This is a genomic window from Streptomyces sp. 2-1 (assembly GCF_048564895.1).
GTDB classification, from domain to species: domain Bacteria; phylum Actinomycetota; class Actinomycetes; order Streptomycetales; family Streptomycetaceae; genus Streptomyces; species Streptomyces phaeochromogenes.
Genome location: NZ_CP183383.1, coordinates 6,013,907 through 6,038,136 on the forward strand (window position 1 = coordinate 6,013,907; position 24,230 = coordinate 6,038,136).

The window sequence follows — 24,230 nt, forward strand, 5'->3', positions numbered from 1 at the left end:
TTGGGGGTGGGGATTCGTCTGGGGTTTGGGCTGGGGGGGTGCGGTTGCGTTTTTGGGTTCGCGTTGTGGTTTGGGGTCGCGCCTATTACGAGCGGTACGGGTTGTACGTGTACGGCGTTGGCGCCGGGTAACCGTAGCCCTGCCACTGCGGTGCCACCGGTGCCGGAGCCGTCGCCCGGGCCGCGTACAGGAGGGCCGGGCGGGCCGGTTCGCGGCGTGCCCACAGTTCGTGGAGCAGTTCCCGTTCCCTTACGACGAAGTCGGCGCCCGCTCGGCCCTTGCGGCCCCGGTGGCGCAGGAACGCCAGCGACGTCGCGTACGCCTCGTACTCCGCGACCGCCCTTCCCGCCGCGCGTCCGCCGTGGTGCGTGGCGTACTCGCGGGCCAGCCGCCGTGCCTTCATCGAGCCGAGGACGAACGGCTCGGGGGCCGTCAGCCAGCCCGCCATCGCGTACGCGGGGAGTTCGTCGCGGATCGTGCCCAGTTCGCGCTGGCGGGTCCAGATGACCAGCCAGGTCAGCAGGCCGAACGCCGGGACCATGAACGCCGCGTAGACCGCGAAGAAGCCGTACTCGCCGAACGTCGACGAGCCGTTCCACATCGCGTGCATGCCCATCGCCAGCAGCAGTCCGATGATCGGGAGCAGTACGCGGCGTACCTGGTGGCGGTCCGCCGAGAGCGCCGCGATGCCGAAGCCGATGCCCGTGAGCACGGTGAACAGCGGGTGCGCGAACGGCGACATGATCACGCGTACGAAGAAGGTCGCCGCCGTGACGGACGCGATGCCGCTGCCGCCGCTGAGCTGGTCCGTGCCGAACGCCGTACCGAGGTACAGGATGTTCTCGGTGAACGCGAAGCCGGTCGCCGTGACTCCGGCTATCACCACGCCGTCCAGGATTCCCGTGAACTCCCGCCTGCGGAACAGGAAGACGAGTAAGACGGCTGCTGCCTTCGCCGACTCCTCGACTATCGGTGCTATGACCGTCGCGCCCAGGGTGTCGGCGCTGGACGGGTCCGCCGTCGCCGTCGCTATCCATCTCGTCGCGAAGCTGTTCGCGACGATGGCTATCAGTGCGGCGGCGCAGGCGCCCCAAGCGAAGGAGAAGAGAAGGTTCCGCCAGGGGCCCGGTTCCACTCTGTCCAGCCAGCGGAACGCGGCGACGAGGAGCGGGACCGGCAGTACGGCCAGGCCCAGGCCCACCAGGAAGCCCTCGGTGCCGGTCTGTTTGCGGACCAGGGCCAGGATGACGAGGCCGGAGAGGGCGAGCAGGGTGGTCAGGGCGCTGTAGCGGACCCACTTGCGCTGCCACCAGTGCGGGGCGCCTCCGGCGGGGATGCCGGGAGGGAAGCCGGGGTGCGGTGGGAGCGGGGGACCGGTGGCCATGACAAAGACCCTAACGAGGGAGGGGCGTGGGCCGCGAGAGCGCACTGTCGGGGGCGCGAGGCGCGGGGGGCGGTGCCGGGCGGTGCGTTGTGTGGCTCCGCCTTGTGTGCGTCTTCAGCCCGTACTTCGTGTGTTGTGTGGCGTGCGGCCCTACTCGCTGTCCGCGGTATGCCGTACGCGGCGGAAGAGCAGATCGTTCACCACGTGTCCCTTGTCCAGGCCCTGGCCCTCGAAACGCGTCAGGGGGCGGAAGTCGGGGCGTGGCGCGTAGCCGCCGTCCGGCTGGGTGTTCTCGAAGTCCGGGTGGGCGGTGAGGACTTCGAGCATGACCTCGGCGTACGGTTCCCAGTCCGTCGCGCAGTGCAGCAGTGCGCCCGGCTTGAGGCGGGACGCGGCGAGGGTGAGGAACTCCGGCTGGATCAGGCGGCGCTTGTGGTGGCGCTTCTTCGGCCAGGGGTCCGGGAAATAGACGCGCAGGCCGTCGAGGGAGTCCGGGGTCAGCATCTCGCGGAGCAGGATGATCGCGTCGCCGTTGGCCACGCGGAGGTTGGAGAGGCCGGCTCGGTCCGCGAGGTTCAGGAGGTTGCCCTGGCCCGGGGTGTGGACGTCCACGGCGAGGATGCCGGTGGTGGGGTCGTCGGTGGCCATCTGGGCGGTGGCCTCGCCCATGCCGAAGCCGATCTCCAGGACGACCGGGATGTCGGCGGCGAAGAGATCCTTGAGGTCGAGGGGGTGGCGGCCGTCGATGTCCAGGCCCCACTTGGGCCACAGGCGCTGCAGCGCGTCCGCCTGGCCCTGGGTCACTCGGCTTCTGCGGGGCTGGAAGCTGCGGATTCTTCGTTCGAAGTGGGAGCCGGCGGGGTCGGGGCGGGGGCCGTCGGGGAAGCGGGGTTCGCCCTTTGGGCGGGGCTTCCTGTCGGCGTTCGTCGGGTTGGGGGGTGTGGAGGAGTCAGACACAGTGCGTCGATTTTACGGGGTGGAGGGGTGGGGTGGCTTGGTGGGCTTGGTGGCTCTGGGGGGTGTGCGGGGCGGTGTGGGGCGGGGCGGTGTGGGGCGGGGCCGCGCCGGTACGTCGAGTCCGCCGCGTTCCGGGTGTACGGCCGTCGGTTTGGAGGGAGCCGTCTTTTGGAGGAGCTCTATGCGGCGGACTCGACGTACCGACACGGCCCCTTCGTTCGTGGGGCCCTCACCTGCCGCTGTCCCCACCCGCGTATATAGACACATAAGTATCCATATACGTGTCTATGTGTGTGGGCTCAGGTGGTTGTCATTGATCTGAGGGCTCGGGCTGCGATTTCTCTTCCGATGGGGAGGGAGGCTGTGGCTGCGGGGGAGGGGGCGTTGAGTACGTGGACCGTGCGGGGGGATTCCTGGATCAGGAAGTCGTCCAGGAGGGTGCCGTCGCGTAGGACTGCCTGGGCTCGGACGCCTGCGGCGGCCGGGATCAGGTCGTCGGGGGTGGTGGCGGGGAGCAGGCGGCGGACTGCCTTGGTGAAGGCGTGCTTCGACGCCGAGCGGTGTACTTCGCCGGCTCCGTAGCGCCAGTGGCGGCGGGCTATGCGCCAGGAGCCGGGCCAGGTGAGGGTCTCCGACAGTTCTCGGGGGCGCACGGTCCGCCAGTCGTAGCCCTCTCGGGCCAGGGCCGGGACCGCGTTGGGGCCGATGTGGACGCTTCCGTCGATGCCCCGGGTGAGGTGGACGCCGAGGAAGGGGAAGGCCGGGTCCGGGACGGGATAGACGAGGCCGTTGACCAGGGAGGGCCTGGCCAGGGTGTAGTACTCGCCTCGGAAGGGGACGATCCGCATTTTGGGGTCGTCGCCCGTGAGGCGGGCGATTCTGTCGCAGTGGAGGCCTGCGCAGTTCACCAGGATCCGGGCGCGGGTGATCGTGCCGTCGGTCGTGCGGACCGCCACTCCCAGGTCGGGGCGGCGGTCGATCTGTGTGACCTCGGCGTTGTACTTGATGTGGGCGCCGGACGCGTCTGCGAGCTGGCGGGCCACGCCCACGAAGTCGCATACGCCTGTCGTGGTCACGTGGATCGCGGCGAGGCCCCGCACCTGGGGCTCGTACTCCGCGATCTGGGAGGCGCCGAGCTCGCGGACCGGAATGCCGTTCTCCCGGCCTCGCTGGACCAGTGCGTGCAGGCGGGGCAGCTCTTCGCGCTCCGTGGCGACGATCAGCTTGCCGGTGACCGCGTGGGCGATGCCGTACTCCGCGCAGAACTTGACCATCTCGGCGGCGCCCCGCACGGCGAAACGGGCCTTGAGGGAGCCCGGGCGGTAGTAGATCCCGCTGTGGATGACGCCGCTGTTGCGCCCCGTCTGGTGCCGGGCAGGGCCCGGTTCCTTCTCCAGCACCGTCACCCGCGTGCCCGGCGCGGCACGCGTGATCGCATACGCCGTCGACAGACCGACGATCCCGCCGCCGATCACCAGCACGTCACAGTCGTAAGCGACCTTCCGCCCCATCTGCCCGCCCCACCTCCAGCCTCCGACTCCCACCCCCGATAGTGCACTGCGCCACTGACAACCCGCTCAAACCCACAGAATGACAGGGGTCGCCACCGGGGGCAGGAGACCCCGGTCACGTCACCGGGGGCAGAAGACCCCGGTCACGTTTGTCGGCCGCACGTGATCCCGATCACGACACGCCACCTGAGGCACGAGTCGGCGGAGGCGCGTGGTCCCGGTCACCTTCATGGTGGCCGGCCGTCTCCTGATTGGTCCCGGTCACGCAGACGTGCCCCTTCAGGGGCGCGGGGAACTGCGCAACCAGCCACAGACCAACCGCACCCCCAAGACCATCTCAGCCCCGTAGATGCTCAGGGGGCCTCCACTAGGCCGGTGCCATCAGCAACGGCCTGGCGCGCTCGCGCAGCTCCACCACCCGCGGCTCGTCCCCGTACGGCTCCAGGCGGTGAAGGAGATCCTTCACGTACTCCGTCGTGCGGGCCGACGAGATGCGCCCGGCGACCTCCACCGCTCGCACCCCCTGCTCGCACGCCGCATCGAGGTTGCCCGACTCGAGTTCGGCGACCGCGGACACCACCAGGCGCAGCCCGTGGGAGCGTACGAACTCCTCCGTCGGCTTCGACAGGGCCTGCTCCGTGAAGCGGCGGACCTGGCGCGGGGCCTTCAGGTCGCGGTAGCACTCGGCCGCGTCGGCGGCGAAGCGGTCGTAGCCGTAGAAGCCGAGCCACGACGGGTCGTGGTCGCCGTCCCGGGCCCGCTCCAACCAGCCCTCGGCGGCTTTGAGGGCTCCGCCGGCCGCCTGGGCGTCACCCGCGCGCGCGTGGGCCCGTGCCTCGACGAGGCGGAAGAAGCTCATCGTGCGGGCGGTGGCCAGGCCCCGGTTGCGCTCCAGGGCGGCCTGGGCGAGGTCGACGCCCTCGTCGCCGAAGCCCCGGTAGGTCGCCTGGAGGGACATGGAGGCCAGTACGTAGCCTCCGAGGGGCACGTCGGCCGCGGCGCGGGCCAGGCGCAGGGCCTGGATGTAGTAGCGCTGGGCGGCCTCCTGCTGGCCCGTGTCGAACGCCATCCAGCCGGCCAGGCGGGTGAGTTCGGCGCTGGCTCCGAAGAGGGCGCGGCCGACCTCGTCCGAGTACGAGCCCAGCAGCAGGGGTGCCGCCTCGACCCGTAAGCACTCCGGCACCATGGACGAACGCCAGTCGCCGCCTCCGTACTTGGAGTCCCAGCGCCTGGCGTCCTCGGCGGCCTCCCGCAGTTTCTGTACGTCGCTGTGGCCGACTTTCAGCGGTGCTCCGGAGCCTTCCAGCGGGCTGGCGTCCCGTGCCACCGAGCTGTCGGCCGGGGTTATCAGCCACCGGGAAGCGGGAGTTGCGTATGCGCTCACTGCGAATGATCCGGCGAGCGACTGCCAGATGCCGCCGGAGCCCGCCCGGCGGCCGGCGAGGTCGAGGCGGTACAGGTCCGTGGCGGAGCGCACCGCCTGTCCGACGTCCCTGGGGAAGGCGAGGCCCACCTCGGGTGCGGGATCCGCGTCCGCCAGGCCGATCTCGTGGAGCGGCACCGGGCGGCCGAGCTTCTGGCCGATGGCGGCCGCGATGAGGTGCGGCGCGGCACCCTGCGGCACCATGCCTTTCGACACCCAGCGCGCCACCGACGTCTTGTCGTAGCGAAGAGTCAACCCGCGTTGAGCGCCAAGATCGTTGACGCGTCGGGCGAGTCCTGCGTTGCTGATTCCCGCGAGGGCGAGAACGGCGCCGAGTTTTTCGTTCGGCCCGCGTTGCTCCCTGGACATTGCGCCACCCCTCGACACAGACGGCTGCCGCGCGGGTGGTGGCCCAGCGGCATTCGTGCTGCGTCTTCCCGGGCGCCAACCCCTGGAACCCCACCCGCAAAAGCACGTGGCCGAGCCCTCAGGAATATGCCTCCCGCGAAAACACAGGCAAACACAGGGTAGTTCGCCGCATCCCAAGCGTTAAGGGGCATTGTTCCGGATGGCGGGATTGTGGCCCGTGGGCAAGCACAGAGCGTCGTGTCGTGCTCCCGCTGTGTGGCCGTGCGCCCGTCCGTGCGCTCTTCTCCGGCCATCGGGGGAGCGCTTCCATGGATCGTGCGTGGGTCGGCCCGCTGTACTGGATCCAGTGGGCTGGGGGACACCGCCGCCTACATCCCCGCGGGCGGCGGACCGGTCCGGGAGGCGGACTCCGCCTCCCGGACTGTGCGTTGCGCACAGCATGTACGGAGCGTGTGCACGGGTGTTCGTCCATCACCGATTTGGCTGAATATCGCCCATGCCTTAAGAGGTCAAATAACCCTCCCACCATGGGACTTGAGGGCGCGTTAGGTGTTTTTGGGGAGCGTACCGGGGGCGCATTCACGTCGTCGCTCTTGGGTAAATTCTGCGCGATCGCCGCTCGTCGCGCGTGCGTTCGCTTTTTCGCGGGCATCTCCCAGGGGCGCACTCCGGGGAGCACAAGCGGCCGCACCGGCCCTCCCGGGCGCATTCTTCGTGGCAGCATGGTGACCGGTTCGTACGGTGCACTGGTTGTCCACAGCCTGTGGAGGCGGCGATGCGGTGGTTGGTGGGATGGAGCAGTACCGCCGCTCGTGCGCCCGAGATCGGTTCGGCGGGAGCGACGGGCGGCGACGGCGAGACGGTGCACCCGGTGGGGTCCCAACTCCTGTGGGGCGACCCCGATCCGCTCTGGGCGGTCGGTGACTGGCGCCCCGACGAGGTGCGTGTCGTCAAGGCCGACGAGCAGAACCGCATGGCGGTGCTCGGCACCTGCGGCGCCTCCGACGAGGAACTGCGCGTGGGCCTGTTCGCCGCGCGCGGCGGGGCACTTCGGCATCTGACGGCCTGGTCCGGCAGTTACACCGCCGTCGTCCAGGTGGGCCGCCGCCTCATGGTCTGCGGCGATCTGGCGGGCGTCAGGCCGGTGTTCTACACCCCCTGGGCGGGCGGCACGGCGTACTCGACCGCGGCCCTCCCCCTCGCCGACCTCATCGAGGCCAACCTCGACTTCGGGCACCTGGCGGCTCTGCTCGCCGCTCCCGACGTACCGGCCGCGCTCCAGGACTCGACTCCGTACGAGGGTGTGCGGCGCATTCCGCCGGGGCACGCGCTGATCCTGCGCGCGGGGGCACGGGAGATCGCCGGGTACGAGCAGGTGGCCTCCCTCGCCGTGGCCGCCGCGACCACCGACCCCGACAGTGCGGTGGCCGCCGTACGCGACGCGTTGGTCGAGGCCGTACGCGCACGACTCGCCGCCCCAAGGCACGTACCAGGGGCGGACATTGACCCCGGTCCCGTCCCGGGTATGGGCCCTGCCGAGCGGCGCGCGGCCCGGGGAATGCCCGTGCCCGGCATAGGAGCCGACCTCTCCGGAGGACCGGCCTCCGGCACGCTCGCCCTCCTCGCCGCCGGCCTCCCGGGCGCGCCCGGCACGGTCCTCGGTCATGGCACGGGCGCCGGCGAACGCCTCCTCGCCGTCACGTTCAACGACCTGGCGGTGAAGGGCCGCGAGGCCGAACTGGAGCGGGCGGGCACGCTGGCGGCCAATCCGCGACTGCACCACGTGGTCGTCGCGGGCGGCGAAGAGGTTCTCCCCTACGCCGAGTTGGAGGGCCCGCTGACGGACGAGCCGGGGCCCTCCCTGGTCACGGCCGCCCGGCACCGCGCGCGCCTGGCTTCGGGCAGCGCCGACCACTTCACCGGATACGGCGCGCGTCAGGTCCTCGACGCGCACCCGGCCCGCCTCGCCGACCTGCTGATGGACCGCAAACGACGTCATCTGGTGCGCCCCGTCGCGGCGTTGGCGAAGGCCGACGGTTCCGTCATGGTCCCCGCGCGCGTGTACGGCGCGGCGCGCAAGCTGTCCCGTACGCCGTATCTCGTCGGCATAGAGGGACTCGCCGACCGGCTGCTGCACAAGCGGTTCGAGGAGCCGGGAGGTGCCGTGGGGGCGTCCCTCGCCGCGCTCACGTGGGCCAGACCCGGGCCTGCCGCGCGCTGGCTCACCGGTGAGGCCCTCGCTGAAGTATCGGTTCGCCTGGCGGGGGCGACGACCCGGGGCGGTGTCGGTCCGGGCCAGCGTCCGGGCGACTTCCGCGCGCGTTCCGCCCTCGCGCGGCACGCCTCGGACCTCCGGATCCTGGAGCAGGCCGCGGAGGTCCGCTTCCAGCGGCTGCACGCCCCGTTCCTCGACAACCAGGTCGTACGCGCCTGTCGGGCCCTTCCCGAGGCGCTGCGGGTGCAGCCCGGGGCGCGGGCCGCGATCCTCCGTACGGTCCTGGAGGGCGCCGGGGTGGCCGACCTGCCGCCCGGCTGGGGTGCCCCGTCCCACGCGTCCTCCACGGCGGCGGCCCGCACGGGGCTCCGCGTAGCCGTGGACGACCTGATCTCCCTCTTCGACACGCCTCTCCTCGCCCAGGCGGGCCTGGTCGAGGCCCGAGTCGTCCGCAAGGCCCTCCGGGCGGCGGCCGACGGCGAGGCCCTGCCCCTGGAGGGCCTCGCGGACTTGGTGTCCCTCGAACTCTGGCTCCGCCGACTCCTGGACCGCCGGGGGACGTGCTGGACGGGGACGCCTGCACGGCAGAGGGCCGTCCCTGCGGGGATTCGGCCTCAGCGGGGGGCTTTGGGGGCGGGGGCGAGGAGGGGGTAGGGGGGAGCGGGTGGCGGGGAGTTTTTCGCCCCCGCCGCCCTTACCCATTCCCATCCCTTACTCAGGGGCTCCGCCCCCGAACCCCCGCTCCTCAAACGCCGGAGGGGCTGAACGATTGCGCAGTTCCCCGCGCCCCTAGATTTCTAGGGGCGCGGGGAACTGCGCGACCTAGCCACGACCAACCCGCACGTACACCCCACCCTGACCCCCGCCCACCCACTCAGCCCGTCCGGCGTTTGAGGACAAGGCCGTTGAGGCCGATCCCCACCCGCCCACGGTCCCCCACCCACCCCGCCGGCCCCCGCCCACCCCAGCCCGTCCGGCGTTTGAGGACGAGCGCGTCAGCGCGATGCGGGGGTCTGGGGGCGGAGCCCCCCGGTAAAGGTCGGGAATGGGAAGGGGCGGCGGGGGCGAAAAGGGTCGGCCCCGCCGCGGCGGACCGGTGACAATGGCCCCGTGCGGTACAGAATCCTGGGTGTCACCCAGGCTACGGACGCCCAGGGCAAGGACGTGCCCCTGGGCGGCCCCCGCCTCCGCGCACTCCTGACGGCGATGGCCCTGCGAGCGGGCCGAACGACGTCTCCGGAGACCCTCATCGACGACGTCTGGCCGGACAGCCCCTCACACGCGGCCCCCGCCGCACTCCAGGCCCTCGTCGCCCGCCTCCGCCGAGCCCTCGGCAAGGACGCGATCACATCGGAGCCGGGCGGCTACCGCCTCGCCGCCACCCCCGAGGACGTGGACCTGTTCGTCTTCGAGCGCCTGGTCCGCGAGGGCAGGGCGCAACTGGACGAGGCCCCGGAGACAGCGGCCCGCACCCTCCGCGACGCACTCGCCCTGTGGCACGGCCCCGCCCTGGCCGACCTCCCGGACCGTACGACGGCCGCGACCCGCCCGGAATCCCTCCGCCAGGAGGCGACACGCGCGCGCGTGGAGGCGGACCTGCGCAACGGCCACGCCCACGACGCCGTACCGGAGCTGAGAGAACTCACCGAGACCCATCCGTACGACGAACCCCTGCACGCCCTCCTCATCAGGGCCCTGCGCGACACGGGCCGCACGGCGGACGCCCTGGCCGCGTACGAGACGGCCCGCCGAGCCCTGGCGGACGGCCTCGGCACCGACCCGGGCCCGGAACTCCGAGCCCTGCACAGGGAACTGCTGACACCTCAGCCGACAGTCCTGGCAGCACCGGCAGCACCGGCAGCACCGGTCACCGCTCCGAGCCCGGCCCCGAACCCGTACACCCCCACCACCCCCTCAAGAGCCGACCGCACCGGCAACATCCGCCCCCGCCTGAATTCCTTCGTGGGCCGGGAACCCGAACTCGACGCCATCCGTTCCGAATTGCACAGGGTCCGTCTCGTCACCCTCACGGGACCGGGCGGATCCGGCAAGACCCGCCTCGCCGAGGAAGCCGCCGCCGGGCATCCGCAGGCATGGCTGGCCGAGCTCGCCCCGCTCGACCGGCCGGAGGCGGTGACCAGCGCGGTCGTCAGTGCCCTCGGTCTGCGCGAGACCGTGCTGAAGACCCACGAGATGACGGTGCAGCAGGACGACCCGGTCGCCCTGCTCATCGAGTACTGCGCCCCGCGCAGCCAGCTCCTGATCCTTGACAACTGCGAACATGTGATCGGTGCCGCGGCCGAGCTCGCCGAGACCCTCCTCACCCACTGCCCGGGGCTCACGATCCTCGCCACCAGCCGCGAACCCCTGGGCGTGCCCGGCGAGTCCGTGCGCCCGGTCGAGCCCCTGCTCCCCGACCCGGCGCACCGCCTCTTCACGGAGCGGGCGGTCGCGGCGCACCCGGACGCCGACGTCGGCCACGACCCCGCCGCCGTCGACGAGATCTGCCGCCGCCTCGACGGCCTGCCCCTGGCCATCGAGCTGGCCGCCGCCCGGCTGCGCATGCTCACCCCGCGCCAGATCGCCGACCGCCTCGACGACCGTTTCCGCCTCCTCACCTCCGGAAGCCGCACGGCGCTGCCCCGTCAGCAGACCCTGCGCGCGGTCGTCGACTGGTCCTGGGACCTGCTCGACGAGGCCGAGCGGACCGTCCTGCGCGAGGTCTCCGTCTTCGCGGGCGGCTGGGACCTGGACGCCGCCGAGGCCGTGTGCACCGGACCGGTGGCCGAGATCGTCGGTGCGCTCGTCGACAAGTCCCTGGTCGTCGCGACGCCGGGCACGCGAGGGACCGGCGGCATGCGCTACCGCATGCTGGAGACGATCCACGAGTACGCGGCGGAGCGCGCCGCCGAGACCCCCGAGCTGCGCGCCACGGCCGAGCGCCGGCATCGCGCGTGGGTCCGCGCACTGGTCGAGGAGGCCGATCCGCTCCTGCGGTCCGCCGACCAGCTCCGGTGGATCGGCCGCCTGGAGTCCGACCTGGACAACATCCGCGCGGCACTCCACCGGAGCCTCGTCGCCGCCGACGAGCCGGAGATGGGCGCCATCGCCGTCGCCATGGGCTGGTTCTGGTGGCTGCGCAACTTCCGCCGGGAGGGCGCGACCTGGGCGGACCAGGTCCTGCGCCTGGGCACAGCCCTCGACCAACGCTCCTCCGGCTCCTTCGACGCCTCCGCCCCCTCCGACGTACCGGCATCGCCACCGCCCGGCTGCGGGAGACGTCCCCCGGAGGGGGTGCTCGACCTCGACGCCGTCGATCCCATGGAGGCCTACCTCGCCGACCCCGAGGCCGAGAAGGATCACCCCTCGCACCGGATCCGTATGAAACTGCGCATGCTGGATCTCTTCCTGAGGGCGGAGCTCGGCCAGGTCCCGCTGAAGGACGAGCGGACGCAGGAGTACGCCAGGAGCGTGCGGGCCACCATGGCGCGGGGCGGTCCGGACGCGGCGCGGTTCCCCGGCATCATCTGGCCGCTGATGGCGTTCGTTCTCGGCGACACCGAAGGCATCCGCCACGACATGGAGATGTCACTGGTCAACTGCCGGGAGCACGGCGGTGACTGGGAGATCGGTGCGGCCCTGCTGTTCGGCGTCCATGTGGCCGTGGACAGCCCCGGCGGGATGGAGGGCGTGGACGAGACCCTCGTGGAGCTGCGGGCCGTCGCCCGGCGCACAGGGGACCGCTGGATGCTCGCCCAGGTGAGCAGCGCGGGCGGCGAGACGGCCATGGCCCGCAGCCGTTTCGACGAGGCGAAGAGCGAGTTCGAGGACGCTATGCGGCTCGCGGTCGAGGTGGGGGCGTATGTGGAGACGCCGTTCCTCATCGCCCGCCTCGGCGAGATCGCCTACTACGTGGGGGACCGGGCCACGGCTCTCGCGGCGCTGGACGAGGCGACGGCCGCGGCCGATCGCTACGCGGTGCCGGACTCAAGGGCGTTCGTCCTTCTCATGCGGTCGCAGATGGCCTTCGACGACCAGGACTTCGTACGGGCCCGCGAGCTGCACGAGGCGGCCCGTGTGGAGATGGACCGCGGCACGCCGCCGGCTCAGTTCCTCGCCGCGCTGGACGGCCTCGACGCGCTACTCATCGCGGTCGAGGCGAGCCCCGGGCACGGGCTGCGCAGACTGGCCGACACCATGCGCGAGGCCGTGTCCGCGCGGTGCTCGGAGGTGGTCCTCGCCACGCTGGCCGAGCGGGCGGCGGGAGTCCTCAGCGACATCGACGACCACGCGCGCGTGGTCCGCCTCCTCGCCGCGGGCTCCCGCTGGCGCCAGGGCCACCCCCGTCCGTTGCCCTACAGCCGGGACATCGACCGCATCGAGACCGCCGCCCTGTCCCACCTGGGCCGACCGGCGTACGACACCGAGCGGCGCACCGGCGAGACGTTCACCCCGGACGACGTCCTGCATGAACTGGCCGAGGCCTCGGCCGCCGTCACGCACACCGGCACGCGCTGACGCCGCCACGGGACCCCACGGTTGCCCGATACCCGGCACCGGCGCGTGGACCACGCACTCCGCGTGGACCACGTACTCACTGACACCGGAACCGCGAATCCGCCCAGTCCGCCAACGCCACCGAGTCGAAGGGCGAATGCGGCTCGACGACCAGGCGGATCGTTTTCCTGCCGGTCAGATCCACATGCACGGGCACCGCGCCCTGACCGCCCTGGACCAGCCCCGACTGCCACATCCGGGCCCCGTCCGCGAACACGGAGAACCGCACCCGGCCGAGCCCCATCGTCATGTCGTCGACCCCGACCACCGCGTCGTACGAGGAACACGTGCGGTTGAGATCGATGGTGACCGAGGAGGCGCCGTGGACGGTGACACCGTTCGCGTACGACCTGTCGGCGATCGACATGCCGTACCGCTGCCAGACCCAGCTGCTCTCGCCGAGCCGCATCTCGGGCTTGGTGCCGTCGCCGGTGACGCCGTAGTCCAGCTGGTTCCACTGGAAGACCGCCGGGGGCGCGGGCGGAGGGGGCGGCTTCGGGGCCGGTGCGGGGGGCGGCGTGGGCGTCGGCTTCGGCGGGGGAGTCGGTTTCGGAGTGGGTGTGGGTGTGGGGGTGGGCGTCGGCTTCGGGGTGGGGCTCGGCGTGGGACGCGGCGAGGGTGCCACGATCGGCACCGGCCGGTTCGGCGCGGGCTCCGCCTTCGGGGGCTTCGGCGACGGCGAGGGCACGCGCGGTTCGACGGCGGGCGGGGACGGTTCAGGCTTGGCCACCGGGTCCTTGGGCTTCACCTCGTCACCGGCCAGCGCGAGCGCCACCACGGCGATGGCCGCCGCGACGACACCGGCCGCGATGCCCGCCTTCACGGGCGCCCCGAGCCCCTCGGCGGCGGCCCCGCCACCGGCGCCGGCTCCTCCGGAGCCGCCGCCCGCCGCCGACGCGGCCCCCGCGGCACCGGCCGCACCCACGCCGGCCCCGCCCGCGATGAGTGCCGCCGCCTTCGCGTACCCGGCGGCACCGAACCAGCCGAGGACGGCGATCGGTACGACCGCGGGAATCCCGCTGGCGACTTCCTTGATCTGACCGGCGGCGAGCCGGCACTTGGCGCACTCCTCGAGGTGCTTGCGCAGCCCGCGCTCGGCACGCGTGCGCAACCCGCCGCGCGCGTACGCGCCGAGCCGGTCGGCGTAGCGCGCGCACTCCTCGTCGGAGGTGAGCGTGACACTCACATGGGCCTGGAGATACGCCTGCTTGAGGCCTTCTCGGGCCCGACTGGCAAGGACGCGCGTGCCGTTGGCGTCCAGCCCGAAGAGTGTGGCGACGTCGCTCGGCGACTCGTCCTCGACCTCGGTGTGCCAGAGCACGGCCTGCCACCGCTCGGGCAGCGACCGGAACGCCTGCATGGCCATCGACTGCTCGGCCTCGTGCATCGCCCGTACGTCGGCGCCCAGGTCCAGCGTGTCGTCGTCGGACACCTCGGAGCCGCGCGCGGCCTGCGCCGCGAACACGGCGAAGTCGTCGACCAGGTGCTCGCGCCTCGCCGACTTGGTCCAGCTCGCCGCGACGCGTCGTACGGTCGTCAGCAGATAGGCGCGTACGGCGTGCTCGGGGCCGCGCCCGCCGCGTACGGCCTGGAGCATGCGGGCGAAGACCTCGGCCGTGAGGTCGTCCGCGGTGTGGGCGTCCCGGCAGCAGGTGCGCGCGTACCGGCGGACGGCGTCCGCGTGGCGCCGGAACAGCTCCTCGTACGCGGTGTCGTCGCCCGAGCGCATCCGCTCGATCAGCTCGGCGTCGGCGGGCGGCAACTCGATCGGGGGCGGCAGGACACCGCTGTCGTGCCACTCGCGCCGCTCCCGCTGCGGCGGAACGCCGGCTTCGGGGACGGATCCTTTGGCCGGCACGTCCTCCGGGGTTCCGGCAGGGGTGCCCATGGCCCGGCCCCCCTGGCTCGGCACCTGCGGCGACGGCAGCCCACCGGCCTCCGTGCCACCCTCACCGGGTGACTCGTCCCGCCCGTCAACGCTCATCGCGGAAAGCCCCCGCCTGCACACTCGGACCCGAACACCGGGAAAGAGTGCCACACGGACCCACCGCTGTTACCCGGAGGAACGGACCAACCACTCGTCCGTGGAGACTTGCCGAACCACAGCACTACCGTTCACCCGAACGGGGAAGACTCAACCACCTTGCCCGCTCATCAAGTTGACGCAAGCGCCCGTCAAGGGGCGCGGGGAACTGCGCGAACAGCCCCCACGACCCCGCACCCGACAACGAACCCACACCCGCCCCGCCGAAGACACCCGCAGGCCGCCGGAGGCACCGCGCGTCACGCAGGCCGCGACCGAAGCCCCTCCAGCAGGATGTCCAGCAGCCGGGCCGAAGCCGCAGCCTGCTGAGCCGCATCCGGCAAAGACGGCGCCGCAGTGGCGATCACCAGAAGCACGTCCGCCACCGTGACGTCCGCACGCAGTTCGCCCGCCGCACGCGCCCGGTCCACGAGCCGCCCCACGACCTCCAGCAGCTGCGCCGCACCGGCGTCGTCCTCGATCGACACGACCTCGACGGACTCCTGCAGGGGAGCCGGCCGCTGCTCCACGAGCCGCAGCTCGGGCGAGAGCGGCTGGGACCGCTGCTGCGGCACCCGCGTCTCGTCCAGGACCGTGCCCTCGGACCCCTCGTCGCCGACGCCTACGCGCAGGATCTGCGGAGGCAGCAGCCGCCCGGCGCCCGAGGCCACCGACGTCCGCAGGAAGCGCGAGAGCGCCGACCACGGCTCGTCCTCCTGGCCGAGCGCGGAGCGCGCCTGGTCGGTCAGCCGGGAGGTCTCCTCCTCGGCTATCCGCCGGACCAGGACGTCCTTGCTCGGGAAGCGCCGGTACACCGTGCCGACACCGACGCGGGCGCGCCGCGCCACGTCCTCCATCGGCGCGCCGTAACCCAGCTCGCCGAAGACCTCACGGGCCGCTCGAAGTACGTGCTCCAGATTGCGCTGTGCGTCCACGCGCAGTGGCGTCGTGCGCGACGGGTCCCCCACGCCGCGTCCGTTCGATGCCGCCGCACTGATCGCTCCGCCCGCTCCGATGGCAGACGCGGAAGACCATTGAGAGTCCTGAATGTGCATATGTGTTCCCCCGGTAATGACGTCTCCCCCCGGAGACTCTCCCCGCCATTGACAGCCGGAGCGAGCGGAACAGCCTTCGCCGCGCGGTCTCGCCGCACGAACCCGTCGAGCGCATCCCCCTACACCCCGATGACACACGAACATAGTTGAGTGGGAGTCAATTCAGAAGGGGCAGGTTCCGCACGGAGCGCCCCCCGATCGGACTACGGGCCGCATACGTCCCGGTTGCGCCCCCTACTTCCACCCCGCTCACACCCGCTGACCTGCGAAGCTTCCCCGCACTCCGGCAAATCGGCCAACCGTGCGCGTCTCAGGCGCCCGGTCACACAAATTGACGGGCCTGTGGACAAACTCCCGTAGCCGGTGCGTCATGGGTGAGTGAAGGAACGTGCGCGCATTCTCGTTGTCGGCGGCGGCTACGTCGGGATGTACACCGCTCTCGGGCTCCAGCGGAAGCTGAAACCCGAGCTCAGGCGGGGCGACGTGGAGATCGTCGTGGTGACGCCCGACCCGTACATGACCTATCAGCCGTTCCTGCCCGAGGCCGCCGCGGGCTCGATCTCACCGCGCCATGTCGTCGTGCCGCTGCGCCGCGTCCTCGATCAGTGCCGGGTCGTCATCGGCGAGGCCGCGTCCATCGACCACGCCAAGCGCACCGCGACCCTCACGACCCTCGCCACCGAGGAGGAGGGCACGGGCCCCGAGCAGATCACGTACGACGAACTCGTGCTGGCCCCCGGCTCCGTCTCCCGGACCCTCCCGATCCCCGGGCTCGCCGAGTACGCCATCGGCTTCAAGACCGTCGAAGAGGCCATCGGGCTGCGCAACCACGTCATCGAGCAGATGGACATCGCCTCCTCCACCCGCGACCCCGCGATCCGCGACGCCGCCCTGACCTTCGTCTTCGTGGGCGGCGGTTACGCCGGAGTGGAGGCCCTCGGCGAGCTGGAGGACATGGCCCGCTACGCCGCGCGGTACTACCACAACGTCAAGGCCGACGACATGAAGTGGATCCTCGTCGAGGCCTCGAACCGCATCCTCCCCGAGGTCGGCGAGGACATGGGCAAGTACACGGTCACCCAGCTGCGCCGCCGCAACATCGACGTACGCCTGGAGACCCGCCTCGACTCCTGCGCGGACCGCGTCGCCGTCCTCAGCGACGGGGCGCGCTTCCCGACCCGTACGGTCGTGTGGACCGCCGGCGTGAAACCGCACCCCGTCCTTGCGGCCACCGACCTCCCGCTGAACGAACGCGGCCGACTGAAGTGCACCGCCCAGCTGACCGTCGACGGCACCACGCACGCGTGGGCCGCGGGAGACGCCGCCGCCGTCCCCGACGTCACCGCCGCCGAGCCCGGCACGGAGACCGCCCCCAACGCCCAGCACGCCGTGCGCCAGGCCAAGGTCCTCGCCGACAACATCGCCCGCTCGCTGCACGGCCAGTCCCTGGAGACGTACTCGCACAAGTACGTCGGCTCGGTCGCCTCCCTGGGGCTGCACAAGGGTGTCGCGTTCGTCTACGGGCGCAAGCTGAAGGGCTACCCTGCCTGGTTCATGCACCGCGTCTACCACCTGAGCAGGGTGCCCACCTTCAACCGCAAGGCCCGCGTGCTCGCCGAATGGATCCTGTCGGGGCTCTTCAAGAGGGAGATCGTCTCCCTCGGTTCGCTCGAACATCCCCGTGCGGAGTTCGAACTCGCGGCCGGTGGAAAGCCTCCTCAGAACCCGAAGGGGTCGTCCTGACCGGACCAAGGAACTCCACCGGCCGCGCCCGCGTCTGACGGATGTCGGTCCGGTCGGACACACTGGTCCACACCATGGGCGGGCCGACCGCTCGCCCTTCAAACCCACGAGGCCTGTCCCACTGTGAACTTCACGCGCTGGAGCGCCCGGCTCCCCGGAACGCAGCGCCGCGCGGCAGCGCGGACCGAGGATTCGCCGACGGCGCTCCCTTCGGAGGGCTCCGTGCCCGCGGCACGCGCCGAGCGGATGTCCGACGCGGCGCTCCTGCCCGTCGTCGACGAGCTGCCGGTCCGCGAGGTCCTCGACCGCATCCCGGCCCTCGTCGCCCTGGTCCAGGGCCCGGACCACCGCCTCGCGTACGTGAACGACGCCTATGTGGCGGCCTTCGGCGTCCGCCCGGCAGGCGAGCCCGCCCGCACCGCGCTCCCCGAGCTGGCCGAGATCGGCCTGCTGCCGCTCCTCGACCAGGTCCTGCGCAGCTCAAAGCCCCGTACGGTCAAGTCCCGCAAGGCCCCCGGCGGACGCTCGTACACGTTCACGTGCACACCGGTCGAGGTCTCGGCCACTCCCGAGGGGAGTGGCGTACTGATCTTCGCCGCCGACGTCACCGACCACGCCGAGGCCGCCGAGCGGCTGCGCGCCAGCGAGCGCCGGCAGCGCGAGACCGCTGTCACCCTCCAGCGCTCCCTGCTGCCCCAGGAGCTCGAGGAGCCCGACGACCTGCGCGTCGCCGCCACCTACCACCCGGGCGGCACGGAGGCCGCGGTCGGCGGCGACTGGTACGACGTGATCACCCTCGGCGGGGGCCGCACCGCCCTCGTCATCGGCGACGTCATGGGCCGCGGCGTCCGCGCGGCGGCCGTCATGGGCCAGCTCCGCACGGCCGTCCGGGCGTACGCCCGCCTCGACCTGCCTCCGCACGAGGTCCTCCAGCTCCTGGACGGCCTCGCCATGGAGATCGACGCCAACCAGATCGCCACCTGCGCGTACGCGGTCCACGACCCGAACGAGGGCCGGCTGGTGTACGCCTCCGCCGGCCACCTCCCGATCCTCGTCCGGGACGAGAGCGGCACGGTCCTGCGCGCCGACGAACCCACCGGCCCGCCGCTCGGCACGGGCGGCTGGATGCACGCCTCCGGCTCGATCCCCCTCGGCCCCGGCTCCACCGCCGTGCTCTACACCGACGGCCTGGTCGAGCGCCGCGACGCGGACCTGGACGAGGGCATCGCCTCCCTGGAGCGCGCCCTCGCCGGCGCCACCGGCACCCCGCAGGTCGTCTGCGACCGCCTGGTCCGCTCGGCGGGCGTGACCGCCGACCACGACGACGACGTCGCCGTCCTGGTCCTCCAGCACCCGGCCCGTACGGGACCGGACAGCGAGCTCTTCCGCAACGCCGCCCTGGAGCTGCTCGGCGGCGTCGAGGCGGCCCCACGCGCGCGTGCCTTCGCCTCCGGCGTCCTCACCAGCTGGCGCTTCCCGACCGACCTGCACGACCTCGGCGTACTGGCCGCGAGCGAGCTCGTCGCCAACTCCCTCCAGCACGGCACCCCGCCCATGCGCCTCAGACTCCGCCGCACCGACCGGCGCCTCATCGTCGAGGTCACCGACGGGGACGACCACCTCCCGCGCCGCCGCCGCGCCGAGCCCGCCGACGAGTCCGGCCGGGGCATCGCGATCGTCGCCACCATCGCCTCGAACTGGGGCTCCCGCCGCACCCCGGGCGGCGGCAAGGCGGTCTGGTGCGAGTTCGCACTTCCGCGCACCACCTGACCCAGGAGCCGCGCGGCATCTGGTCGGACCCGCCCCGCGGTGCTAGTAGCTCACCCATGGCTAGCTCACCCCAGGCAGAAGAAACGGGCTTTCAGCTCAAAGGCAGCGCTCCCGAGCGCTACGAGGAGTACGGCGCACCGATCAACGCACCGTTCGTCGAGGCGGTGCTGGACGCCGTGGACCTGTGTCCCGGCCACCAGGTCCTCGACCTCGCCTGTGGCACCGGCTTCGTGGCCCGCGCGGCCGCCGCCCGGGTCGGCCCCACGGGCCATGTCGCGGCCGCCGACTTCAACGAGGGCATGCTCAAGGTTGCCGCCGCCAAGGCACCCCGCATGTACCCGGACATCGAGTTCACGCCGGCCCCCGCCGACCGCCTCCCCTACCCCGACGACACGTTCGACGCCGTCCTCTGCCAGCAGGGCGTCCAGTTCTTCCCCGACCTCGGCGCGGCCCTCGTCGAGGCGTCCAGGGTCCTGCGCGCCGGCGGCCGGTTCGCCGCCACGGCCTGGGCCGCCCGGGACCGCTCCCCGTACTTCGTGGCCCACGACCGCGCCATCACCGAGTACGGCGGCCCGGAGGCCGAGGCGCACTTCGCGATGGCCTTCTCCTGCCCCGCCGAACGCCTGACGGCCGCCTTGACCGACGCGGGCTTCCACGACGTGGTCAGCCATGACGTCACCTTCGGCATCACCCTGCCCCCGCTCGCCGCCTTCGCCCGCGGCCACCTCTCGGCCGTCCCCTGGGGCCAGGCCATCGAGGACGCAGGCGGCCCGGACCGCCTTACCCAGGCCGCCGAGGCGGTGGCCGCGACCCTCACCGACCACACGAACCCCGACGGCACGGCAACGCTCCCGTTCACATCCACCCTGGTGACAGCCATCCACTGAGCACCGCCACGCGAATACACAAGACGGCCGCCACCACATCAGTGGTGACGGCCGTCCTCAGTTCCTCTTGCTCCGTACGCCCGTCAGGCCGCGGTCTGCACGGACTCGGCCGAAGCCCCGCCCCGCGCCACGACCCGGCTCTTCGCCAGCGACGGCTGATTCTGTACGGGAGTGAGCTGCTTCCCCAGCCGCACCGCCAGGAACGTGATCCCCAGCGAGAACAGCAGGAACGTCACGACGTACGGAGCATGCAGCGAGGCCCCCATCGGCCCGCCCACCGCAGGCCCGACCGCGAGCGCCAGCTGCTTCACCAGGGCGAAGGCGGAGTTGTACTGCCCCGCCATCCCGCTCGGTGCCAGATCCGCGACCAGCGGAGCCACGGTCGGCGACAGCATCGCCTCCCCGAGCCCGAACAGCGCGTACGTCGACACGAACGCGGCCGTCGCCATGGTCTGGCTGCCGTGCCCGAGTCCCGCGTACCCGGCGACCACCCAGGCGAAGGCCCAGATCAGGCCGACGGCGCCGATCACCCGGGACCGCTTCCGCCGCTCGACGAACCGCAGCACGGCGAACTGGGCGACCACGATCATCGCCGTGTTCGCGGCGAGGGCGGTCCCGAGCGCGGACGTGGAGATCCCCGCCGCCTCGACGCCGTACGCGCTCAGCCCCGACTCGAACTGCCCGTAGCAGGCGAAGAACAGCACGAAGCCCACCGCGCACAGCTGCACCATGGCCCGGTTGCCGAGCAACTGCTTCCAGCTGCCCCTGGCCCCTCCCGGAGCCCCCTCGACCTTGGGCGCACGCGGCATCCGTACGGTCGACATGATCACGACGAGCAGCAGGAACATCGCTGCCTCGATCGAGAACAGCAGCGTGAACGAGCTCGCCCGCGAGGCGTCGACGAGGTGACCGCCGATGAGCCCGCCGACCCCGAGCCCGAGGTTCTGCAGGAAGAACTGGGTGGCGAAGGCGCGCGACCGCGTCTCGGCCGACGAGAAGTCCACGATCATCGTCGCGAGCACCGGCTGCATCACGGCCTGACCGGCACCGAGCGCGGCAGCGGACAACAGGACGGTCGTCGAACTGCTCGAGAGCCCGAGGCTCAGCGCCCCGACGGAGGCGGTGACCAGAGCGGCGAGCAACACCGGCAGCGGGCCCCGGCGGACGATGGCCCGCCCCGCGAACGGCAGCACCACGAGCGCGGCCACGGCGAAGACGGCGAGCACGAGCCCCGCCGTCATCGCACCAAGATCCCGTACCTGCGCCACATAGACGTACAGATACGGGACGGTAAAGCCGAGCCCGAACGCGCTGAGTGCGTTGCCCACATGGATCCGGCGCATCTCAGCGCCCATCGCCCTGGTCACTTTCACCTGCCTTGGTAGGAGAAGTCTTACGTCTGCCTCAGGAGTTAGAGGTGAAGACTTCGAAGCTAAAGTTAGGATCTAAACAGTACATCCCGAAGGACTTCAACGCCAAGCGGGCGCGTGCCATACTGCGGCCATGGGTGACACCCCCCGCGTCAGCGAGCCGACGATCGAAGAGCAGATCGCCGCCTACCAGCGCGAATTCCAGGACCTCGACCCCCAGGTCGAGAAGATCGTTTCGGCGCTGGGCCGCCTGAACCGCCGCATGAACGTCGCCTACGGCCGCCAGACCGCCACCCTTGGCATCAGCAACGCCGAGTGGGAGGTCCTCAAGGCCCTCGTTCTCTCCGGCGCCCCCTACCGAATGGGCCCGAGCGACCTCGCCAAGCGACTCGGCCTCACTCCGGCCGCCATGACCCACCGCATCGACCGCATGGTCGCGGAGGGTCTGGTCACCCGGGAACGCGACGAGTCCAACCGCGTACGCGTCATCGTCGAGCTCACCGAAGAGGGGCGCTCGAAGTGGCTGGCGGCCATGCGCCTCGCCTCCGTCTTCGAGGAGGAGCTGCTCCAGGACCTCTCCGCGGAGGATCGCGGCGTCCTGGGCGAGGTGCTGACCCGGCTGCTGCGCCGCGTGGAGCACGCCCAGCCGGACGCCGGCGGCAGGCTCACCGACCTTGACTGAGGCCTGAGTTGGGGCTCGGCTCCGGCTCGGACTTCCTGGCCGCCGCTGGTTTGCCGGGTGGCCGCCCGGGGGAGACTTGACACTCCCCTCGCCGATCCGTAAGGTTCTTCGAGTTGCCACGGGGCCGTAACGGTTCTGCGACAGCACCTCCGCCGCAGAAGCGGCACACCAAACCATCAGCACGATCTCCCAACGGGGCGAATTCGGCGTGCCCGAATTCAATTCGATTTGGGGCCGGCAGCCCGATTAGGAACTGCCGAGAGGATCCGCTAAAGTTTTGGACGTCGGAACGGCCCAACAGCCGCAAAGACAAACCCGGTTGACAGGGAGTCAGACCCGAAAGGATCTGATACAGTCAACACCGCCGGAAGGCCGAAAGGCCGGAAAGCACCGAGGAAATCGGATCGGAAAACGGTCTGATAGAGTCGGAAACGCAAGACCGAAGGGAAGCCCGGAGGAAAGCCCGAGAGGGTGAGTACAAAGGAAGCGTCCGTTCCTTGAGAACTCAACAGCGTGCCAAAAATCAACGCCAGATATGTTGATACCCCGTCCACCGCATTATGTGGTGGGTGGAGGTTCCTTTGAAAAAGTCCTGCCGGGCATTGTTCCGGTAGGCGCACAGCGAGGACGCTGTGAATGACCGGGCTTATTCCGCCTGGTTGTTCCGCTCTCGTGGTGTTACGCCGGATTACCGGCAGACATTCACGGAGAGTTTGATCCTGGCTCAGGACGAACGCTGGCGGCGTGCTTAACACATGCAAGTCGAACGATGAAGCCCTTCGGGGTGGATTAGTGGCGAACGGGTGAGTAACACGTGGGCAATCTGCCCTTCACTCTGGGACAAGCCCTGGAAACGGGGTCTAATACCGGATAACACTCCTGCCCGCATGGGTGGGGGTTGAAAGCTCCGGCGGTGAAGGATGAGCCCGCGGCCTATCAGCTTGTTGGTGAGGTAGAAGCTCACCAAGGCGACGACGGGTAGCCGGCCTGAGAGGGCGACCGGCCACACTGGGACTGAGACACGGCCCAGACTCCTACGGGAGGCAGCAGTGGGGAATATTGCACAATGGGCGAAAGCCTGATGCAGCGACGCCGCGTGAGGGATGACGGCCTTCGGGTTGTAAACCTCTTTCAGCAGGGAAGAAGCGAAAGTGACGGTACCTGCAGAAGAAGCGCCGGCTAACTACGTGCCAGCAGCCGCGGTAATACGTAGGGCGCAAGCGTTGTCCGGAATTATTGGGCGTAAAGAGCTCGTAGGCGGTCTGTCACGTCGGATGTGAAAGCCCGGGGCTTAACCCCGGGTCTGCATTCGATACGGGCAGACTAGAGTGTGGTAGGGGAGATCGGAATTCCTGGTGTAGCGGTGAAATGCGCAGATATCAGGAGGAACACCGGTGGCGAAGGCGGATCTCTGGGCCATTACTGACGCTGAGGAGCGAAAGCGTGGGGAGCGAACAGGATTAGATACCCTGGTAGTCCACGCCGTAAACGGTGGGAACTAGGTGTTGGCGACATTCCACGTCGTCGGTGCCGCAGCTAACGCATTAAGTTCCCCGCCTGGGGAGTACGGCCGCAAGGCTAAAACTCAAAGGAATTGACGGGGGCCCGCACAAGCAGCGGAGCATGTGGCTTAATTCGACGCAACGCGAAGAACCTTACCAAGGCTTGACATCGCCCGGAAAGCATCAGAGATGGTGCCCCCCTTGTGGTCGGGTGACAGGTGGTGCATGGCTGTCGTCAGCTCGTGTCGTGAGATGTTGGGTTAAGTCCCGCAACGAGCGCAACCCTTGTTCTGTGTTGCCAGCATGCCCTTCGGGGTGATGGGGACTCACAGGAGACTGCCGGGGTCAACTCGGAGGAAGGTGGGGACGACGTCAAGTCATCATGCCCCTTATGTCTTGGGCTGCACACGTGCTACAATGGCAGGTACAATGAGCTGCGATGTCGCAAGGCGGAGCGAATCTCAAAAAGCCTGTCTCAGTTCGGATTGGGGTCTGCAACTCGACCCCATGAAGTCGGAGTTGCTAGTAATCGCAGATCAGCATTGCTGCGGTGAATACGTTCCCGGGCCTTGTACACACCGCCCGTCACGTCACGAAAGTCGGTAACACCCGAAGCCGGTGGCCCAACCCCCTTGTGGGGAGGGAGCTGTCGAAGGTGGGACTGGCGATTGGGACGAAGTCGTAACAAGGTAGCCGTACCGGAAGGTGCGGCTGGATCACCTCCTTTCTAAGGAGCATCTAGGCCGCCAGACATTGTTTGGTGGTCCAGGGCCATTACGTCG

The 24,230-nt window shown here is 70.6% G+C and carries 13 protein-coding genes and 1 rRNA gene; 7 read left to right on the forward strand and 7 right to left on the reverse strand.

Annotated elements, in window-relative coordinates; genetic code table 11:
• Positions 1-85: 85 nt before the first annotated feature.
• The 4 genes from ACN20J_RS26670 to ACN20J_RS26685 all read right to left on the reverse strand — a co-directional run bounded on the left by ACN20J_RS26670 (position 86) and on the right by ACN20J_RS26685 (position 5,644).
• Entirely contained in the window at positions 86-1,384 is a 1,299-nt protein-coding gene (locus ACN20J_RS26670; protein ID WP_190230900.1) for a PrsW family intramembrane metalloprotease, read from the reverse strand.
• A 150-nt stretch (positions 1,385-1,534) separates the two neighbouring features.
• Positions 1,535-2,341: a tRNA (guanosine(46)-N7)-methyltransferase TrmB gene (trmB, locus tag ACN20J_RS26675; protein ID WP_190230901.1), complete on the reverse strand. Its 807-nt coding sequence runs from the start codon at positions 2,339-2,341 to the stop codon at positions 1,535-1,537.
• Positions 2,342-2,640: 299 nt separating this feature from the next.
• Positions 2,641-3,852: an L-2-hydroxyglutarate oxidase gene (lhgO, locus tag ACN20J_RS26680; protein WP_419666965.1), complete on the reverse strand. Its 1,212-nt coding sequence runs from the start codon at positions 3,850-3,852 to the stop codon at positions 2,641-2,643.
• Between the two features lie 367 nt (positions 3,853-4,219).
• The gene (locus tag ACN20J_RS26685) at positions 4,220-5,644 is read right to left on the reverse strand and encodes an MFS transporter (RefSeq protein WP_143643663.1); all 1,425 of its coding nucleotides are present in this window, start codon (positions 5,642-5,644) and stop codon (positions 4,220-4,222) included.
• A gap of 775 nt (positions 5,645-6,419) precedes the next feature.
• Between ACN20J_RS26685 and ACN20J_RS26690 the strand changes: the two genes are divergently transcribed.
• Both ACN20J_RS26690 and ACN20J_RS26695 read left to right on the forward strand, forming a co-directional pair.
• Entirely contained in the window at positions 6,420-8,513 is a 2,094-nt protein-coding gene (locus ACN20J_RS26690; RefSeq protein WP_189841669.1) for an asparagine synthase-related protein, read from the forward strand.
• A gap of 456 nt (positions 8,514-8,969) precedes the next feature.
• Positions 8,970-12,377, forward strand: a complete 3,408-nt coding sequence (locus ACN20J_RS26695; RefSeq protein ID WP_419666966.1) for a BTAD domain-containing putative transcriptional regulator — start codon at positions 8,970-8,972, stop codon at positions 12,375-12,377.
• 76 nt (positions 12,378-12,453) lie between these two features.
• On the opposite strand, the gene ACN20J_RS26700 is transcribed toward ACN20J_RS26695, so the two are convergent.
• The gene (locus ACN20J_RS26700; RefSeq protein ID WP_419666967.1) at positions 12,454-14,400 is read right to left on the reverse strand and encodes a sigma-70 family RNA polymerase sigma factor; all 1,947 of its coding nucleotides are present in this window, start codon (positions 14,398-14,400) and stop codon (positions 12,454-12,456) included.
• A 299-nt stretch (positions 14,401-14,699) separates the two neighbouring features.
• A complete protein-coding gene (locus tag ACN20J_RS26705; RefSeq protein ID WP_055618114.1) occupies positions 14,700-15,494 on the reverse strand; it encodes a TetR/AcrR family transcriptional regulator in 795 nt (264 codons plus the stop codon).
• A gap of 378 nt (positions 15,495-15,872) precedes the next feature.
• On the opposite strand from ACN20J_RS26705, the gene ACN20J_RS26710 reads away from it, so the two are divergent.
• The 3 genes from ACN20J_RS26710 to ACN20J_RS26720 all read left to right on the forward strand — a co-directional run bounded on the left by ACN20J_RS26710 (position 15,873) and on the right by ACN20J_RS26720 (position 19,894).
• Positions 15,873-17,237: an NAD(P)/FAD-dependent oxidoreductase gene (locus ACN20J_RS26710; protein ID WP_190230905.1), complete on the forward strand. Its 1,365-nt coding sequence runs from the start codon at positions 15,873-15,875 to the stop codon at positions 17,235-17,237.
• A 123-nt stretch (positions 17,238-17,360) separates the two neighbouring features.
• Positions 17,361-19,007 carry an ATP-binding SpoIIE family protein phosphatase gene (locus ACN20J_RS26715; RefSeq protein WP_190230906.1) on the forward strand — a complete coding sequence of 549 codons (1,647 nt, stop codon included), beginning with the start codon at positions 17,361-17,363 and terminating at the stop codon, positions 19,005-19,007.
• Between the two features lie 56 nt (positions 19,008-19,063).
• The gene (locus ACN20J_RS26720) at positions 19,064-19,894 is read left to right on the forward strand and encodes a class I SAM-dependent methyltransferase (RefSeq protein WP_190230907.1); all 831 of its coding nucleotides are present in this window, start codon (positions 19,064-19,066) and stop codon (positions 19,892-19,894) included.
• An 83-nt stretch (positions 19,895-19,977) separates the two neighbouring features.
• Here ACN20J_RS26720 and ACN20J_RS26725 read toward each other — a convergent pair whose 3' ends face one another.
• Positions 19,978-21,249: an MFS transporter gene (locus ACN20J_RS26725; protein ID WP_419666968.1), complete on the reverse strand. Its 1,272-nt coding sequence runs from the start codon at positions 21,247-21,249 to the stop codon at positions 19,978-19,980.
• Between the two features lie 148 nt (positions 21,250-21,397).
• On the opposite strand from ACN20J_RS26725, the gene ACN20J_RS26730 reads away from it, so the two are divergent.
• Together ACN20J_RS26730 and ACN20J_RS26735 are read left to right on the forward strand one after the other, a co-directional pair.
• On the forward strand, positions 21,398-21,946 hold the full coding sequence (locus ACN20J_RS26730) for a MarR family winged helix-turn-helix transcriptional regulator (protein WP_189841676.1): 549 nt from the start codon (positions 21,398-21,400) through the stop codon (positions 21,944-21,946).
• 701 nt (positions 21,947-22,647) lie between these two features.
• Positions 22,648-24,175: ribosomal RNA gene (locus ACN20J_RS26735) — 16S ribosomal RNA — on the forward strand.
• The last annotated feature ends 55 nt before the right edge of the window (positions 24,176-24,230 follow it).

Bases quoted from the DNA above. Each gene is read 5' to 3' on its own strand.
- ACN20J_RS26670 (WP_190230900.1), bottom strand. From the start codon at position 1,384: ATGGCCACCGGTCCCCCGCTCCCACCGCACCCCGGCTTCCCTCCCGGC.
- lhgO (WP_419666965.1), bottom strand. From the start codon at position 3,852: ATGGGGCGGAAGGTCGCTTACGACTGTGACGTGCTGGTGATCGGCGGC.
- ACN20J_RS26685 (WP_143643663.1), bottom strand. From the start codon at position 5,644: ATGTCCAGGGAGCAACGCGGGCCGAACGAAAAACTCGGCGCCGTTCTC.
- ACN20J_RS26690 (WP_189841669.1), top strand. From the start codon at position 6,420: ATGCGGTGGTTGGTGGGATGGAGCAGTACCGCCGCTCGTGCGCCCGAG.
- ACN20J_RS26700 (WP_419666967.1), bottom strand. From the start codon at position 14,400: ATGAGCGTTGACGGGCGGGACGAGTCACCCGGTGAGGGTGGCACGGAG.
- ACN20J_RS26705 (WP_055618114.1), bottom strand. From the start codon at position 15,494: ATGCACATTCAGGACTCTCAATGGTCTTCCGCGTCTGCCATCGGAGCG.
- ACN20J_RS26720 (WP_190230907.1), top strand. From the start codon at position 19,064: ATGGCTAGCTCACCCCAGGCAGAAGAAACGGGCTTTCAGCTCAAAGGC.
- ACN20J_RS26725 (WP_419666968.1), bottom strand. From the start codon at position 21,249: ATGGGCGCTGAGATGCGCCGGATCCATGTGGGCAACGCACTCAGCGCG.
- ACN20J_RS26730 (WP_189841676.1), top strand. From the start codon at position 21,398: ATGGGTGACACCCCCCGCGTCAGCGAGCCGACGATCGAAGAGCAGATC.